18 protein-coding genes and 1 pseudogene are annotated in these 15,183 nt (G+C 75.2%); 9 read left to right on the top strand and 10 right to left on the bottom strand.

Translation table 11 applies throughout. The features are described from left to right. Nucleotides 1-37: 37 nt before the first annotated feature. Together ACI79B_RS16785 and ACI79B_RS16780 are read right to left on the bottom strand one after the other, a co-directional pair. Nucleotides 38-448 (bottom strand): molybdenum cofactor biosynthesis protein MoaE, encoded by a 411-nt coding sequence (locus ACI79B_RS16785; protein WP_456930083.1) that lies wholly within the window; start codon nucleotides 446-448, stop codon nucleotides 38-40. Then, on the bottom strand, nucleotides 445-1,026 hold the full coding sequence (locus ACI79B_RS16780) for a nucleotidyltransferase family protein (RefSeq protein WP_456930082.1): 582 nt from the start codon (nucleotides 1,024-1,026) through the stop codon (nucleotides 445-447). The genes ACI79B_RS16785 and ACI79B_RS16780 overlap by 4 nt, the downstream gene beginning before the upstream one ends. Nucleotides 1,027-1,153: 127 nt before the next feature. Between ACI79B_RS16780 and ACI79B_RS16775 the strand changes: the two genes are divergently transcribed. Beyond that, nucleotides 1,154-1,768: a maleylpyruvate isomerase family mycothiol-dependent enzyme gene (locus tag ACI79B_RS16775; RefSeq protein WP_456930081.1), complete on the top strand. Its 615-nt coding sequence runs from the start codon at nucleotides 1,154-1,156 to the stop codon at nucleotides 1,766-1,768. A gap of 16 nt (nucleotides 1,769-1,784) precedes the next feature. On the opposite strand, the gene ACI79B_RS16770 is transcribed toward ACI79B_RS16775, so the two are convergent. The 5 genes and pseudogenes from ACI79B_RS16770 to ACI79B_RS16750 form a co-directional block, all read right to left on the bottom strand. Beyond that, a complete protein-coding gene (locus ACI79B_RS16770; RefSeq protein WP_456930123.1) occupies nucleotides 1,785-2,240 on the bottom strand; it encodes a TOBE domain-containing protein in 456 nt (151 codons plus the stop codon). Nucleotides 2,241-2,360: 120 nt separating this feature from the next. After that, a pseudogene (locus tag ACI79B_RS16765) lies at nucleotides 2,361-2,804 on the bottom strand (ATP-binding cassette domain-containing protein); the annotation flags it as partial. A 29-nt stretch (nucleotides 2,805-2,833) separates the two neighbouring features. After that, nucleotides 2,834-3,631 (bottom strand): ABC transporter permease, encoded by a 798-nt coding sequence (locus tag ACI79B_RS16760; RefSeq protein WP_456930080.1) that lies wholly within the window; start codon nucleotides 3,629-3,631, stop codon nucleotides 2,834-2,836. Further along, nucleotides 3,628-4,407 carry a molybdate ABC transporter substrate-binding protein gene (gene modA, locus ACI79B_RS16755; RefSeq protein WP_456930079.1) on the bottom strand — a complete coding sequence of 260 codons (780 nt, stop codon included), beginning with the start codon at nucleotides 4,405-4,407 and terminating at the stop codon, nucleotides 3,628-3,630. The genes ACI79B_RS16760 and modA overlap by 4 nt, the downstream gene beginning before the upstream one ends. A gap of 42 nt (nucleotides 4,408-4,449) precedes the next feature. Next, a complete protein-coding gene (locus ACI79B_RS16750; protein WP_456930078.1) occupies nucleotides 4,450-4,845 on the bottom strand; it encodes a TOBE domain-containing protein in 396 nt (131 codons plus the stop codon). A gap of 105 nt (nucleotides 4,846-4,950) precedes the next feature. Between ACI79B_RS16750 and ACI79B_RS16745 the strand changes: the two genes are divergently transcribed. The 6 genes from ACI79B_RS16745 to ACI79B_RS16720 all read left to right on the top strand — a co-directional run bounded on the left by ACI79B_RS16745 (nucleotide 4,951) and on the right by ACI79B_RS16720 (nucleotide 12,064). Continuing rightward, nucleotides 4,951-6,663: a RecQ family ATP-dependent DNA helicase gene (locus tag ACI79B_RS16745; RefSeq protein WP_456930077.1), complete on the top strand. Its 1,713-nt coding sequence runs from the start codon at nucleotides 4,951-4,953 to the stop codon at nucleotides 6,661-6,663. Between the two features lie 58 nt (nucleotides 6,664-6,721). Then, entirely contained in the window at nucleotides 6,722-6,922 is a 201-nt protein-coding gene (locus tag ACI79B_RS16740; RefSeq protein WP_456930076.1) for a hypothetical protein, read from the top strand. Nucleotides 6,923-6,926: 4 nt separating this feature from the next. Next, on the top strand, nucleotides 6,927-8,318 hold the full coding sequence (locus ACI79B_RS16735; protein WP_456930075.1) for an amidase: 1,392 nt from the start codon (nucleotides 6,927-6,929) through the stop codon (nucleotides 8,316-8,318). Nucleotides 8,319-8,438: 120 nt separating this feature from the next. Then, nucleotides 8,439-10,085 (top strand): carbamoyltransferase family protein, encoded by a 1,647-nt coding sequence (locus ACI79B_RS16730; RefSeq protein WP_456930074.1) that lies wholly within the window; start codon nucleotides 8,439-8,441, stop codon nucleotides 10,083-10,085. 246 nt (nucleotides 10,086-10,331) lie between these two features. Continuing rightward, on the top strand, nucleotides 10,332-10,769 hold the full coding sequence (locus tag ACI79B_RS16725) for a DUF4383 domain-containing protein (RefSeq protein ID WP_456930073.1): 438 nt from the start codon (nucleotides 10,332-10,334) through the stop codon (nucleotides 10,767-10,769). Nucleotides 10,770-10,852: 83 nt separating this feature from the next. After that, a complete protein-coding gene (locus ACI79B_RS16720) occupies nucleotides 10,853-12,064 on the top strand; it encodes an acyl-CoA dehydrogenase family protein (RefSeq protein ID WP_456927597.1) in 1,212 nt (403 codons plus the stop codon). A gap of 67 nt (nucleotides 12,065-12,131) precedes the next feature. On the opposite strand, the gene ACI79B_RS16715 is transcribed toward ACI79B_RS16720, so the two are convergent. Continuing rightward, the gene (locus ACI79B_RS16715; RefSeq protein WP_456927598.1) at nucleotides 12,132-12,332 is read right to left on the bottom strand and encodes a hypothetical protein; all 201 of its coding nucleotides are present in this window, start codon (nucleotides 12,330-12,332) and stop codon (nucleotides 12,132-12,134) included. Between the two features lie 69 nt (nucleotides 12,333-12,401). Next, nucleotides 12,402-12,623, bottom strand: a complete 222-nt coding sequence (locus ACI79B_RS16710; RefSeq protein ID WP_456927599.1) for a hypothetical protein — start codon at nucleotides 12,621-12,623, stop codon at nucleotides 12,402-12,404. Between the two features lie 101 nt (nucleotides 12,624-12,724). Between ACI79B_RS16710 and ACI79B_RS16705 the strand changes: the two genes are divergently transcribed. Next, on the top strand, nucleotides 12,725-13,021 hold the full coding sequence (locus ACI79B_RS16705; protein ID WP_456927600.1) for an ArsR/SmtB family transcription factor: 297 nt from the start codon (nucleotides 12,725-12,727) through the stop codon (nucleotides 13,019-13,021). After that, on the top strand, nucleotides 13,006-13,395 hold the full coding sequence (locus tag ACI79B_RS16700) for a VOC family protein (protein ID WP_456927601.1): 390 nt from the start codon (nucleotides 13,006-13,008) through the stop codon (nucleotides 13,393-13,395). Before ACI79B_RS16705 ends, ACI79B_RS16700 begins: the two co-directional genes overlap by 16 nt. 21 nt (nucleotides 13,396-13,416) lie before the next feature. Here the strand turns inward: ACI79B_RS16700 and ACI79B_RS16695 are convergent, their stop codons facing one another. Further along, on the bottom strand, nucleotides 13,417-15,003 hold the full coding sequence (locus tag ACI79B_RS16695) for an LCP family protein (protein WP_456927602.1): 1,587 nt from the start codon (nucleotides 15,001-15,003) through the stop codon (nucleotides 13,417-13,419). Nucleotides 15,004-15,183: the final 180 nt, after the last annotated feature.

The following is a 15,183-nucleotide window of genomic DNA, read 5'->3' as shown; positions in this document are numbered from 1 at the left end:
GGAACCCGGCCGCACCGACACCCGGACGAGACCTGCCTCAGGGGCAGGCCACCCACTCCTCGTCGCCGTCGGTGAACACCTGGCGCTTCCAGATGGGCAGCCGCTTCTTCACCTCGTCGACGAGCTCGGCGCAGGCGGTGAAGGCCTCCCCGCGGTGGGCCGAGCTGACCGCGCAGGCCAGCGCGACGTCGCCGATGCCCAGCAGCCCGACGCGGTGGGAGACCGCGACCGCGCGGATCCCCGGGCGGGCGGCGAACTCCTCGGCCAGCTCGGTGATCACCGCCGCGGCGGTGGGGTGGCCGACGTACTCCAGCTCGGTCACCGACCGGCCGCCGTCGGTGTCCCGGACGACGCCGGAGAAGGAGACGACGGCGCCGGCACCCGCGTCGGCCACCGCCTGCTCGTGCTCGGCGACCGACAGCGGCTCGTCGACGACCCGGGCGATCACGGCGCCGAAGCTACCCCGCCCGGCGGCACGTCGAGGTCCACCGGGTCCGCGAGGCCCGTGCAGTCGACCTCGGTGACCGGGTGCGCGGCCAGGTAGCGGCGGGCGCCCTCGTCGCCGGTCGCCGTCGCGGCCACCCCGGCCCAGTGGTCGCGCCCGAGCAGCACCGGGTGGCCGCGGACGCCGTCGTAGGTGGCGACCGCCAGCGCGTCCGGGGCGGCGTGCGCGGCCACCTGCGCCAGCGCCTCCGGGGTCATCCCGGGCATGTCAACCAGGGTGACCAGAGCGGCGTCGACCCGTCCCGGCCAGCCGCGCAGCCCGTCCAGCCCGGTGCGCAGGCTCGAGGCCATGCCGGTCTCCCAGTCGCGGTTGGCGAGCACGGTCGCGCCGCTGAGGTCGGCGGTCCGCCACACGTCGACCGCGCGGGCGCCCAGGACGACGAGCACCGGGTCGCACACCGCGCGCGCCGTCCGCACCGCCCGCTCGACCAGCAGGCTGCCGTCGTACTCGACCAGCGCCTTGGGCATGCCGTAGCGCCGCCCCCCGCCCGCGGCGAGGACCAGCCCGGCGACCGTCGTCATGACCCCAGCCTCCCCCGCGCGGGGTGCGGTCCGTCCACGGGGCGGGGCGATGAGTCCCGGTGTCGGGCACGGTCTCCCTCACGGCGCCTCCGACGGGCGCTCCGACCGGACGACGAGAGGGAACGGGATGACCGCGGACACGGACGTGCAGGGACTCCAGGGCTGGACGGCGCGCACGTACGACGGCCTCGCCGGCCTGCTGGCCGCCGACGCGGACGGCGCCTGGGACGCCCCGTCGCTGTGTGCCGGGTGGCGGGTCCGGCACGTGGTGGCGCACGTGACCATGCCGGCGCGGCTGTCGGCCGAGCAGTTCGGCGCCGAGATGGCGGCGGCGGGCGGGGACTTCACCGTGCTCTCCGACACCGTGGCGGCCCGCGACGCCTCGCTGCCGGCCCCGGAGCTCCTGGACGCCCTGCGCTCGCCGGTGCTGCACGCGTGGCAGCCGCCGGGCGGCGGCGCGGCCGGCGCCCTCGTCCACGCCGTCGTCCACTCCCTGGACGTGACCGTCGCCCTCGGCCGGCCGCCGGTCGCGCCGGCCGGGGCCGTCGCCGCCGTCCTCGACTCGCTCACCGCCGCGGACGGCGCGGTCTTCGGGATCGACCTGACCGGTGTCCGCCTCGAGGCCACCGACACGGCGTGGAGCCGGGGGGACGGCGCGGTCGTCCGCGCGGACACCGGCGCGCTGGTCGCGCTGCTGAGCGGACGCCGGCTCCCCGACGGCCGGGCGCTGCCCCGCCGCTGACCGGGCGGGACCGCGCTCAGCGGGCGTAGACGGCGACCTCGGAGGCCTTGACCACCGCCCACACCGGCGAGCCCGGGGCCAGCCCGAGCTCGGCGAAGGCGGTCGCGGTGACGTCGGCGACCAGCGGCACCTCGCCGTCGAGCTCACAGCGGACCGTGGCGCCGTGCGGCGTCGCCCCGGCCACCCGCGCCGGCCAGACGTTGCGCGGGCTGCCCTCTGGCCGGACCGGGTACAGCGCCACCGACTCCGGGCGGACGGCGACGAACACCGGCCCCGCGGTCTCCTCGGCCACCGCCACCACGCCGCCACCGTCGAGCCGCACCGCCGTCCCCTCCCCCGTGCCCGGCAGCAGGGACAGCCCGACCAGCCGCGCGACGTAGTCGGTGCGGGGGTGCCGGCTGACGTCGGCCGGCGTCCCGGCCTGCACCACCCGGCCGTCCTCCACCACCACGACCCGGTCGGCCAGCGCCATGGCGTCCACCGGGTCGTGCGTGACCAGCACGGTGCTGCCGCCGTAGTCGGCCAGGTGCCGGCGCAGCTCCGCGCGGACGGCGAGCCGGGTGCGGGCGTCCAGCGCCGACAGGGGCTCGTCGAGCAGCAGCAGCGCCGGGTCGCCGACCAGCGCGCGGGCCAGGGCCGCCCGCTGCGCCTGCCCGCCGGACAGCTGCGCGGGCCGCCGGTCGCCGAGGCCGGCCAGGCCCACGCGCTCGGTCCACGCGGCCGCGGCGCAGCGCGCCTGCGCCTTCGACGCCCCGCGGGTGCGCGGCCCGAACGCCACGTTGTCCAGCACGGACAGGTGCGGGAAGAGCAGGTGGTCCTGGAACACCATCCCGAGCGGGCGCCGGTGCGCGGGCAGCTGCACGCCGGCGTCGACGTCGTCCCACACGGTCCCGTCGACGACGACCCGCCCGCCGTCGGGCGGCAGCAGGCCGGCCAGCACCCGCAGGAGCGTGGACTTCCCCGCGCCGTTGGGCCCGAGGACGGCGAGCACCTCGCCGTCGGGCACGTCGAGGGCGACGTCGACGGTCACCGGGCCGCGGCGGACGCGGACCCGTGCCTCCAGGGTCACGGAACCACCCCCGTGCGGCCCAGCCAGCGGTCGCGCAGGAGCAGCAGGGTGGCCACCGAGACGGCCAGCAGCACCAGCGACAGCACGATCGCCGCGTCCGGGTCGCGCTGGAGGGCGAGGTAGACCGCGAGCGGCATCGTCTGCGTCGTCCCGGGGAAGTTGCCGGCGAAGGTGATCGTGGCGCCGAACTCGCCCAGCGCCCGCGCCCAGCACAGCACCGCGCCGGCCGCGACGCCCGGCGCCACCAGCGGCAGGGTGACCCGGCGGAAGGTGGTCCAGCGGTCGGCGCCGAGGGTGGCGGCGGCGTCCTCGAACCGGGCGTCGGCGGCCCGCAGCGCCCCCTCGACGCTGACCACGAGGAACGGCATCGCCACGAACGTCTCGGCGATCACCACCGCGGCGGTGGTGAACGGGATCGTGATCCCGAACGCCTCGTCGAGCCAGCGCCCGACGATCCCCTGGCGGCCCAGCACGAGGAACAGCGCGACGCCGCCGACCACCGGGGGGAGCACCAGCGGCACGGTCACCAGGGCGCGCAGCACCGCTCGCCCGCGAGCGCGGGAGCGGGCCAGCACCCAGGCCAGCGGCACGCCGAGGACGACGGAGACCAGCGTGGCCAGCGTCGCGGACACCAGCGACAGCCGCAGCGCCTGCCCGACGCCCGGCTCGGTGAGCAGCGCGGGCACCTGCGGCCAGGGCGCGCGGACGAGCAACCCGGCCAGGGGCAGGACGAGGAAGGCGACGGCGAGCGCGGCGGGGACCAGCAGGGGCGCCGGCGTGCGGGCCCGCCTCACGGCGCCCGGAAGCCCGCGTCCGCGAGCGCGCGCTGCCCCTCCTCGGACAGGACCAGGTCGACGAAGGCCCGCGCCGCCTCCGGGTTCGGGGCGCCGGCCAGCGTGCACAGCGGGTAGTCGTTGACCGCGTCCTCCGCCTCGGGGACGGACACGCCCTCGACGGCGTCCCCGGCGGCGACCACGTCGGTGGCGTAGACCAGCGCGGCGTCGACCTCGCCGAGCTCCACCTTGGTCAGCGCGGCGCGGACGTCCTCCTCCTGCGTGTCCGGGCGCGGCGTCACACCGGCGGCGGCGAAGACGTCCTCCGCGGCCGCGCCGCAGGGCACCTCCGGCGCGCAGACGGCGATCGCGAGGTCCTCGCGCGCGAAGTCGGCGAGCCCGGTGACGCCCGCCGGGTTGCCCGCGGGGACGGCGACCTGCAGGACGTTGGCGGTGAACACGGCCGGGTCGCCGTCGGCGAGGCCGGCGTCGGTGACCACCGACATCTGGGTGCCGTTGGCCGAGGCGAAGACGTCGGCCGGGGCGCCCTGGGTCAGCTGGGTGGCCAGTGCCGAGCTGCCGGCGAAGTTGAACTGCACGGTCAGCCCGGCGTGCTCCTCCTCCAGCCGCTGCCCGAGGTCGGTGAAGACGTCGGTCAGCGAGGCGGCGGCGAAGACGGTGAGCGTGCCGGTGGGGCCGCCGTCGTCCCGGGCCGGGCTCGCGCCGGCCCCTCCCCCGCACCCGGCGGCGCCGAGCGCCACCGCGGCCAGCACCGCACCGACCCGTCGTCCCCGCATGCGCGGGACACTAGCCCCTCCGGATCCGCAGGTGCGGACCTCCTACGGGACGTCGACGCTCACCTGCGTCGCCTTGACGGTGGCGACCGCGCGGACGCCGACCTCGAGGCCCAGCTCGTCGGCCGCCTCGCGGGACATGAGCGAGACCAGCCGGAACGGCCCGGCCTGGATCTCCACCTGCGCCATGACCGTGTCGCGCAGCACCCGGGTGACGATGCCGGCGAGCCGGTTGCGCGCCGAGGAGCCGCGGGTGGTGCCGGGCTCGGGCGCCTCGTGCAGCTCGGTGGCCAGGCGGGCGAGGTCGGCGCCGTCGACGTGCGCCGGGCCGCCGCCCTCGCGCGACGCCGGCAGCCGGCCGCTGTCGATCCACCGGCGCACCGTGTCGTCGCTGACCCCGAGCAGCGTCGCGGCCTCGGCGATCCGGTAGCTCGCGCTCACGCCGGGGACCCTACGTGCGCGGCGTGTGCACACACCGCGCCGCCGTGGGGATGCCGACACCCCGGGTCCCGTTTGCCGATCACGGCGCCCGGGCAGCGGCAGCCGGTGTCACGCACCCCCAGCGACAACCCCGCCGGCGGCTCGGCCGCGGTCCGCACCCGCCGCCTGCGCGAGGTCTCCCGCGACGTCCTCGGCTTCGAGGAGTTCCGCCCCGGCCAGGAACGGGCCATGCAGGCCGTGCTGTCCGGGCGGGACACGCTGGCGGTGCTGCCGTCCGGCGCCGGGAAGAGCGCGGTCTACCAGGTCGCCGGGCAGCTGCTCGACGGGCCGGTCGTCATCGTCTCGCCGCTGATCGCCCTGCAGCGCGACCAGGTGGAGCGGCTGGAGGAGCTCGGCGACGACGCCGGCCGCGCCGCGCAGCTCAACTCCAGCCTGTCCGCCGGCGACCAGCGCGCCGCGCTCGAGGGCCTGGCCGACGGGACGGTCCGCTTCCTCCTCCTCGCCCCCGAGCAGCTGACCAAGCCCGAGGTGGTCGACGCGATCCGCGAGGCCGGGGTGGCGCTGTTCGTCGTCGACGAGGCGCACTGCGTCTCGGCCTGGGGCCACGACTTCCGCCCCGACTACCTGCGGCTGGGGCAGGTGGTCGAGCAGCTGGACCACCCGACGGTCCTCGCCCTGACCGCCACCGCGGCCCCGCCGGTGCGCGCCGAGATCGTCGAGCGGCTGTCGATGCGCGACCCCGAGGTCGTCGTCGCCGGGTTCGACCGGCCGGAGATCCGGCTCGAGGTCGACCACCACGCCGACGCCACCGCCAAGCGCAACGCCGTCCTCGACCGCACGGCCGCCGAGGTGGAGGCCGGACGCGGCCCCGGCATCGTCTACAGCGCCACCCGCAAGGGCACCCTCGAGGTCGCCGAGGCGCTCACCGAGCGCGGGCTGCGGGCGCGGCCGTACCACGCGGGCCTCAGGAAGGGGGAGCGCGAGGACACCCAGCGCGCGTGGATGGAGGACGAGCTCGACGTCGTCGTCGCCACCACGGCGTTCGGGATGGGCATCGACAAGCCCGGCACCCGGTTCGTCGTCCACGCCGAGCCCGCCGACTCGATCGACAGCTACTACCAGGAGATCGGCCGGGCCGGCCGCGACGGCGACCCCGCGCTCGCGGTGCTGGTCTACCGGCAGGAGGACCTCGGCCTGCGCCGCTTCTTCGCCGCCGGCGCCCCCGCCGAGGAGGAGCTGCAGCAGGTCGCCGGGCTGGTCGCCGCCGCGCCCGCCGCCGGCGTCGAGGACGGCGTCGACGTGCGGAGGCTGCGCGAGGAAACCGGGCGCGGCGCCACCCCGCTGGCCCGCGACCTTAACCTGCTCGAGCAGGTGTCGGCCGTCGTCCTCGACGAGGAGGGCGCCGCGCACCCCGCCGAGGGCGCGCCAGCCCCCGGCGAGGCGGCCGCCGCCGCGCGCGAGCTCGCCGAGCACCACGAGCGGGTCGACCAGAGCCGCGTCGAGATGATGCGCGGCTACGCCGAGACCACCGGGTGCCGCCGCCAGTACCTGCTCGGCTACTTCGGCGAGCAGCTCGAGGAGCCCTGCGGCAACTGCGACAACTGCTCGGCCGGCACCTCCCAGGAGCAGCCGGCCGGCGGCGACGGCGACACCCCGTTCGCCCCCGAGACCCCCGTGACGCACACCGAGTGGGGCCCCGGCGTGGTCATGCGGGTGGAGGACGACCGCGTCGTCGTCCTGTTCGAGGAGGTCGGCTACAAGACCCTGGCGCTCAAGGCCGTCGAGGAGAACGACCTCCTGCAGGTCCGCGGCGCCTGAGCGCCCGGCCTCGGGCATGCTGTGCCCCTCGTCACACCCGACCCGGAAGAGGTGGCCCGTGGCCTCGACAGACCGGTCGCCGCTCGGCGACGAGGCGTTCGACCAGCTGCTCGCGCACGCCCGCCTGGACCTCAGCACCGAGCGGCGGGCCGCGGCGGGTCCGGCCGTGACCATGGTGCTGGGGCTCTACGACAGCCTCGACGGGATCGCCGTGGGTGAGACGCCCCCGGCCGCCGCCTTCGACGCGCGCTGGGCGTGAGGACGTGCAGCCCTCCGAGCTCAGCATCGCCGAGGCCGCCCGCCGGATCGAGCAGCGCACGCTGTCCCCGGTCGAGCTCGTGCAGTCCGTGCTCGACCGCATCGAGGCGGTCGAGGACCGGCTGAACGCCTTCGTCGTCGTCACCGCCGAGCAGGCGCTGGAGGCGGCACGGCAGGCGGAGCGGGAGATCGCCGGCGGCGACCACCGCGGGCCCTTGCACGGCATCCCGGTGGGGATCAAGGACCTCTACGACGTCGCGGGCCTGCCGACCACCTCCAGTTCCGCGGTCCGGTCCGAGCACGTCGCGACGGAGGACTCGGCCTGCGTGGCCCGGCTCCGCGACGCCGGCGCGGTCGTGGTGGGGAAGACGCACACCCACGAGTTCGCCTACGGCGTGCTGACGCCGACGACCCGCAACCCCTGGGACACCGGTCGCGTGCCGGGTGGCTCCAGCGGCGGGTCCGGCGCCGCCGTGGCCGCCGGGGAGTGCCTGGTGGGGATGGGTACCGACACCGGCGGCTCGATCCGCATCCCGGCGTCGGTGTGCGGCACCGTCGGCCTCAAGCCGACCTACGGCCGGGTGCCCCGCCACGGCATCACGTCCCTGTGCTGGTCGCTCGACCACGCCGGACCGCTCACCCGCACGGTGCGCGACGCGGCCCTGACGCTGCAGGCGATCGCCGGCTTCGACGCCCGCGATCCGGGCTCCGCCCGGGAGCCGGTCCCCGACTACACGGCGGACCTGGACGCCGGGGTCGGCGGCCTGACGCTCGGCGTCCCGGCCAACTACTTCTTCGACGACGTCGACCCGGAGGTGGAGGCGGCCGTCCGGGAGGCCATCGGCGTCCTCGAGGCCCAGGGGGCCCGGCTGCGGGAGGTGGAGATCCCCTACGCCGACCAGATGATGGCCGTCGAGTTCGGGGTCCTCGTGCCCGAGGCGAGCGCCTACCACCAGGAGATGCTGCGGGAGTCCGGGGGCCTCTACACCGACGACGTCCGGGTCTTCCTCGAGGCCGGCGAGACGGTGCTCGCCACGCAGTACATCAAGGCGCTGCGCGTCCGCACGCTGGTGCAGCAGGCGTTCCGCCGCGCCTTCGAGGGCATCGACGCGCTCGTGTGCCCGACCCTGCCCGCCGCCGCGGCCGAGGTGGGACAGCAGACGTTCACCTTCCCCGGCGGGAGGGAGAAGGCGGTGATCGACGCCTGGGTCGGCCACTCGGCCCCGGGCAACATCACCGGCCTGCCGGCACTGTCGGTGCCGTGCGGGTTCACCTCGTCCGGGCTCCCGATCGGGCTGCAGGTCATCGGCCGGCCCTTCGACGAGGCGGGCGTGCTGCGCGTGGGCCAGACCTACGAGTCGGCGACGGACTGGGGCAGCCGCCGCCCGCCCCTCTAGCCGGGCGGGAACCCGGGGGCCGTCACCGCATCGGGGGCTCGCCCTGCGGGACTGCAGGGACGAGTCGATGATCAAGGCCAGTGCAGCGGGTGCGTCGCCCGGTGCGGGAGGAGAGCGCACGTGAAGGTCCTCGGCATCAACGCCATCTACCACGACCCGGCGGCGGCGCTCGTCGTCGACGGGAAGGTCGTGGCCGCGGCCGAGGAGGAACGCTTCAGCCGGCGCAAGCACGGCAAGCGCCCCCTGCCGTGGAGCGCCTGGGAGCTGCCCGAGCTGTCCGCCGCGTGGTGCCTGAAGCACGCCGGCATCCGCCCCGAGGAGCTCGACGCCGTCGCCTACTCCTTCGACCCGGCCCTCATGGGCACGCCGGAGGACTCGGGCCTGTTCGACGACGGCGACACCATGCGCAAGCGGTACGCCGAGATGGCGCCGGACTTCCTCGCGCACGCCCTCCCCGGCCTGGACCCCGCCAAGGTCCGCTTCGTCAAGCACCACGTCGCGCACGCGGCCTCCGCCGGCAAGGCCGCGCCGCAGCGCGACAACGCCGTCCTGGTGCTCGACGGCCGCGGCGAGGCGCACAGCCACCTCGCCGGCCGCTACGTCGACGGGCAGCTGGAGATCCTCGCCGGGCAGGCACTGCCGCACTCGCTGGGACTGATGTACGAGGAGCTCACCGACCACCTGGGCTTCCTGCGCAGCTCCGACGAGTTCAAGGTCATGGCGATGGCCTCCTACGGCAAGCCGCGCTTCCTCGGCGAGCTGTCCGAGCTCATCCGCGCCACCGGCGACGGCGGCTTCGTGACCGAGCGGATCGACTTCTCCGAGTTCGCGCCGCGCCTGGGCAAGGACGAGCAGTGGACCGAGGACCACGCCGACCTCGCCGCCAGCGTGCAGACGCGGCTGGAGGAGGTGCTGGTCGACCTCGCCCGCTGGGTGCACGAGCAGACCGGCGAGAAGACCCTCACGATGGCCGGCGGCACCGCGCTCAACTGCGTGGCCAACACCCGCATCCTCGCCGAGAGCCCGTTCGAGCAGGTCTGGGTGCAGCCGGCCGCCGGTGACGCCGGCACGGCCCTCGGCGCCGCCCTGCACGTCGCCGCCGAGCTCGGCGAGCGCACCGAGCCGATGCCGGGTGCGGCGCTGGGCCGCGGCTGGAGCGACGACGAGATCGAGCGCTGGCTGCGGACCGCCGCCATCGACTACGAGCGCCCCGACGACGTCGCCGAGGCCGTCGCCGAGGTGCTCGCCGACAACGGGATCGTGGCCTGGTTCCAGGGGCGCAGCGAGTACGGCCCGCGGGCGCTGGGCCACCGCTCCCTGCTCGCCCACCCCGGGTTCGAGGCCAACCTCGAGCGGATGAACGACGTCAAGGGCCGCGAGCAGTTCCGCCCCGTGGCGCCGATGGTGCTGGTGGAGAAGGCGCCGGAGATCTTCAGCCGCGGGCCGATCCCCTCGCCGTACATGCTGTTCGTGCACGACGTCGCCCCGGAGTGGAAGGACCGCATCCCCACGGTCACCCACGTCGACGGCACCGCGCGCATCCAGACCATCGACCCGGAGACCGAGCCGCTGGTGCACCGGATGATCTCGGCGTTCGAGCGGCGCACCGGGCTGCCCGTGGTGGTGAACACCAGCCTCAACACCGCCGGGCGGCCGATGGTCGACGACCCCCGCGACGCCCTGGAGTGCTTCGGCTCGGCCCCGGTCGACCTGCTGGCCATCGGCCCGTTCGTCGTCCGCCGGCCGAGGCGGACGCCGCGCCCCTGACCGCTCCCTCCCGCAGGGCCCCGCGCCGCCGGCGCGGGGCCCTGCGCGTTCCCCCCTCCACCGGGTGACCGGCGAACCGGATCGGCCGCGGCGTCCGAAGACCGGGTGCACCGCACGCCGCGACGGTGACGATCCGGCAACGACCCTCCTCCGGACGAGGGAGTCTCGTTACCGACCGTCACCCCGGGGTAGGCGACAACCAGTGCCCGCCGCGAGGCGGCGACCCACCCACACACGGAGGAACCAATGGCCACCACGGGGAACACCGGCGCCCGGCCGGCGATGGCCTGGCCCCAGACGCTCGCGCTCGCCTTCGGCGTCGTCTACCTGCTCGTCGGCATCGTCGGCTTCTTCATCACCGGCTTCGACGGCTTCGCCGGGAACGGGCAGGACGAGATGCTCCTGTTCTTCATGATCAACCCGCTGCACAACGTCGTGCACGTCGTGATCGGCCTGGCCGGCATCCTGCTGTCGCGCACGCTGGCCGGCGCCCGCACCTACGGCTGGCTGCTCGCCGTCGGCTACGGCGCGGCCTTCGTCTACGGCCTGCTCGCGATCGGCGAGGACTGGGACTTCCTCAACGTCAACGCCGCCGACAACGTCCTGCACATCGCCACCGCCGTCGTCGGCCTGGTGATCGCGCTCGGCCCGGTCAACTCGGCCGTCCGCGCCTCCCGCGCCTGATCCGCGGCCCCCGCCGTCTCCGGACCCGGACGGCGCGCCACCCCCGTGCGACGCCGGTCACGCGGCGGGCTACCTTCCGACGCATGGACTTCGCCCTCTCCGCCCGAGCCGAGGACGTCTGCGGCCGGATGTGGGACTTCATGCGTGAGCAGGTCTTCCCCGCCGAGCCCGTGTACGAGGCGTGGCGCGCCGAGCGCGGCCACGACAACCACGAGCACCCGCCGGTGCTCGAGGTGCTGAAGAAGGAGGCCCGCGCCCGCGGCCTCTGGAACCTCTTCCACCACGAGCTCGGGGGGCTGACCAACCTCGAGTACGCGTCGGTCGCCGAGATCATGGGCTGGTCGCCCACGATCGCCCCCGAGGCCACCAACTGCGGCGCCCCGGACACGGGCAACATGGAGACGCTGATGATGTTCGGGACGCCCGAACAGAAGCAGCGCTGGCTCGAGCCGCTGCTCGAGGGCGAGATCCGCTCGGCGTTCGCGATGACCGAGCCCGACGTCGCCTCCTCCGACGCCCGCAACATCCAGACGTCGATCGTCCGCGACGGCGACGAGTACGTGATCAACGGCCGCAAGTGGTGGACCAGCGGCGCCGCCGACGAGCGCTGCCAGATCTTCATCCTCATGGGCAAGACCGACCCCGACGGCGCCCCGCACCGGCAGCAGTCGATGGTCCTGGTGCCGCGCGACACCCCGGGCCTGGAGATCATCCGGCACCTGCCGGTGTTCGGGTACCAGGACCAGCACGGCCACTCCGAGATGCGGCTGACCGACGTCCGGGTGCCGGTGGGCAACATCCTCGCCGGCGAGGGCGACGGCTTCATGATCGCCCAGGCGCGGCTGGGCCCCGGCCGCATCCACCACTGCATGCGCGCCCTCGGCATGGCCGAGCGGGCGCTGGCGCTCATGGTCGACCGCGCGCAGAAGCGGGTCGCCTTCGGCCGGCCGCTGGCCGAGCAGGGCACGGTCCGCGAGACCATCGCCCGCTCGCGCATGGAGATCGACCAGGCCCGGCTGCTGGTGCTGCGCACCGCCGACCTGATCGACAAGTACGGCGCCAAGGGCGCCCGCACCGAGATCGCCGCCATCAAGGTGATCGCGCCGAACGTCGCCTGCGACGTCATCGACCGGGCCATCCAGGTGCACGGCGGCGCCGGCGTCAGCAACGACACCGTGCTCGCCCGCTTCTACGCCTCGGCCCGCACGCTGCGCATCGCCGACGGCCCGGACGCGGTGCACCTGCGCTCGGTGGCCAAGGAGGAGCTCGCCCGCGAGCGTCCGTACGTGGGCTGAGGACCGCGGAACGCCGAACGGGCCGGCACCCCTGCGGGGTGCCGGCCCGTCGCACGTCCTGGGCGGCTCAGGGGGACAGTGTCGTCCCGAAGCCCCCGGCGGCCAGCTTGGCGAGCAACTGGGTGCGGTCCAGGCCGACGCCGGACAGCGCGTCGGCGTCCCGGTCGGTGTCGATCTCGTCGGGCAACCGGCTCTCCACCGCGTCCGCGGTGTGGTGGTCGCCCTCGGTGCGCAGGATCTCGAGCAGGTGCCGCTTCTCCAGTTTCACGTGCGTCCTCCGTCCTGGGGCCCGCTGGGTCCCCCGGAGTGTGGTGCCGGTCACCCCGGCGCCGCAACGTCAGCGGGCCGAGCGCGACCGCCGCAGGAGGAGGGCGCCGACGGCGAGCAGGACGACGCCCACGAACAGCTGGGAGACGCCGACGCCGCCCCGGTCGCTGGCGAACCAGGTCGGCGAGGACAGCAGCAGCACCACCCCGATGCCGAGGACGAGCAGCGCCACCAGCCGCTCGCGCCGCGCCGTCGTCCCGCCGTCCCCGGGCCGTGCCGGTCCGCCGCCCATGTCGCCTCCGTTCCCGCCGGTCCCCGGACCGGCTCCCCGCCCGAGCCAACCAGACGCCGCGGCCCTGGACAGGCAAGTGTCTACTTGCGTATCGTCCGGCCGTGGGCGACGTGTTCAGGGCCCTCGCTGATCCGACCCGGCGCGCACTGCTCGACGAGCTGCAGGACCGGGACGGCCAGACGCTGTTCGAGCTGTGCGCCCGGCTGATCCAGCGGCACGGGGTGGGCTCGTCGCGCCAGGCCGTCTCCCAGCACCTCGAGGTCCTCGAGCAGGCGGGTCTGGTCCGGACCCGGCGGGAGGGTCGCTACAAGTTCCACCACCTGGACACCGCGCCGCTGCGCGCCATCGTCGAGAGGTGGCGGCTGGACACGGAGGAGGGCCCGTGCGGATCACCCTGACCAGCGTGCTGGTCGACGACCAGGAGAAGGCGCTGCGCTTCTACACCGAGGTGCTCGGCTTCGTGAAGAAGACCGAGGTGCCGCTCGGCGAGCACCGCTGGCTGACCGTCGTCTCGCCCGAGGCGCCCGACGGCGTCGAGCTGGTCCTCGAGCCCGACGCCCACCCCGCGGCGCGGCCGTGGAAGGAGGCGCTGGTGGCCGACGGGATCCCCTACAACTCCTTCACCGTCGCCGACGTGCACGCCGAGACCGCGCGGCTCAAGGCCCTGGGCGTGCGGTTCACCCAGGAGCCCCTCCAGATGGGCCCGGTGACCACCGCCGTCCTCGACGACACCTGCGGCAACCTCGTCCAGATCGCGAGCCACACCGGGTGACGTGACCGCCGGGTCCTCCGTTCAGCCGTTGCGGCTCGGCGGCTCACCGGCGGCGAGGGCCGCCTCGGCCTGGGCGGGGTCGTAGGCGCAGGCGTCCCCGACGTCGGTGGCCGGCGCGGCCGGCGGCGGCGCCGGGGTCAGGCTCCCGCCGGTGTCGCCGTCGGCGCCGGCCGCCGAGTCACCCGGCGCCGGCGGCGGGGCCGACGTCGTGGCGGGGTCGAGCGAGTCGCGCACGATCTGGCGCATCCGGTCGTAGTCCGGGTAGGCGGGGTCGATCAGGCTGGTGTCGAAGACGACGCTGCGGATCTCGGCGTCCTTGACCAGGAACGCCAGGTCGACGAAGTCGTCGAGCGCCGACCGCGGGATGTCGGTGCTGACGATGTCCTGCGTCGTCGCGGCCAGCTCCTGGTACTGCTCGAGCAGGGTGATCGGGTCGGCCTCGTCGACGATCGCCTTGATGGTGCAGCGCTGCCGGTCCATGCGGTCGTAGTCGGTGAGCCCGTACCGGCCGCGGGCGAACTGCAGGGCGAGGTACCCGTCGAGGTGCTGGTCGCGCCCGGGCGCGATGTAGTCGTCGGGCAGTTCCTCACCGGTGATGCCGTTGATCGGCACGTAGTAGTTGACGTTGACCGTGATGCCGCCGAGCGCGTCGACCAGCCGGCTGAACCCGTCGAGGTTGACCAGCACGAAGTAGTCGATGTCCAGGCCGAGCGCCTCGCCGACGCCGAGCTTGAGGAAGTCCGCGCCGGGATCGTCGGTGGAGCCGAGGACGTCCGGGTGGTCGGCCGGCCCGTTGCGGTAGACGGAGTTGAGCAGGCTCTCGCTCTCACTGCCGGACTCGAAGCCCTCGGGGTAGATCTCCGCCAGCGGGCTGTCGGCCGGGAAGGGCAGGTCCTCCAGGTTCCGCGGCAGGCTGAACAGCGTCGTCTCACCGGTCTCGGTCTCGATGCTGGCGACGATGACGGTGTCGGTGCGCACGCCCTCGCGGCCCTCGCCGCCGTCGCCGCCCAGGAGCAGGACGTTCACCCGGTCCTTGCTGCCGAACGGGTCGGGAGTGTCCTCGACGGTGGCCGACTCGCGGTCGTCGGCGAACAGGCCGTCGAGCAGGCCCCGCTGCGCCACCGCGACCTCCCCGACCCGGTAGGCCGGGTAGGCGATCCCCGCGACCAGGAGGGCCACCAGGACGGCGCCGACGGCGTGCCGCGGGGCGGAGCTGTGCCGCGGCAGCAGCGACCGGTAGCCGGTGACGACGACGGCGGCCCAGGCGACCGCCAGCACGACCAGCGCGGCGAGGATCCAGTTCAGCGACGTGGAGTCGACCGCCAGCCGCACCGCGGTGCGCCGGCCGGCGGTGGCCAGCCAGACGCCGGCGCCGACGAGCAGCACGAACAGGACCAGGACGACCGCGCCGAGGCGGCGCCGTCCGGAGGCCAGGAACGCGGTCCCGGGGACGACGGCGTTGGCGGCGGTCAGGCCGAGCACCGCCGCGAGGGACCGCGACTCGCGCCGTTGCCGGCGGGTGCGCCCCTGGCGGGAGGCCCCCTCCTTCCCGGGCACCGGCGGGAGGGGCGGCGCGTCGCCGATCGGGCGGGTGACGTCGTCGCTCACGGACGCACCCGGGGTGCACCCGGTCGGCTCGTCTCGCTCCCACGGGTCCTGGTCATCCGGCCATGATCCCACTCTCGGCTGGCGGTCACGGGCGTCTCCCTACCCCGGACCGACCCCGGGCACCCGAACGGGCGTGAGGTGCGTCTCCCCTGGTCACGCGGGGTGTCCGGACGGGCTCCG

Source organism: Geodermatophilus sp. SYSU D00879 (assembly GCF_054050375.1).
The sequence above is the reverse complement of the archived record's forward strand: the minus strand, read 5'-3'. Positions and strand labels throughout refer to the sequence as shown.

What these genes read in the sequence shown, in the direction of transcription:
- ACI79B_RS16780 (WP_456930082.1), bottom strand. Translation starts at nt 1,026, where the DNA reads ATGACGACGGTCGCCGGGCTGGTCCTCGCCGCGGGCGGGGGGCGGCGC.
- ACI79B_RS16775 (WP_456930081.1), top strand. Translation starts at nt 1,154, where the DNA reads ATGACCGCGGACACGGACGTGCAGGGACTCCAGGGCTGGACGGCGCGC.
- ACI79B_RS16770 (WP_456930123.1), bottom strand. Translation starts at nt 2,240, where the DNA reads ATGGCGCTGGCCGACCGGGTCGTGGTGGTGGAGGACGGCCGGGTGGTG.
- modA (WP_456930079.1), bottom strand. Translation starts at nt 4,407, where the DNA reads ATGCGGGGACGACGGGTCGGTGCGGTGCTGGCCGCGGTGGCGCTCGGC.
- ACI79B_RS16725 (WP_456930073.1), top strand. Translation starts at nt 10,332, where the DNA reads ATGGCCACCACGGGGAACACCGGCGCCCGGCCGGCGATGGCCTGGCCC.
- ACI79B_RS16720 (WP_456927597.1), top strand. Translation starts at nt 10,853, where the DNA reads ATGGACTTCGCCCTCTCCGCCCGAGCCGAGGACGTCTGCGGCCGGATG.
- ACI79B_RS16710 (WP_456927599.1), bottom strand. Translation starts at nt 12,623, where the DNA reads ATGGGCGGCGGACCGGCACGGCCCGGGGACGGCGGGACGACGGCGCGG.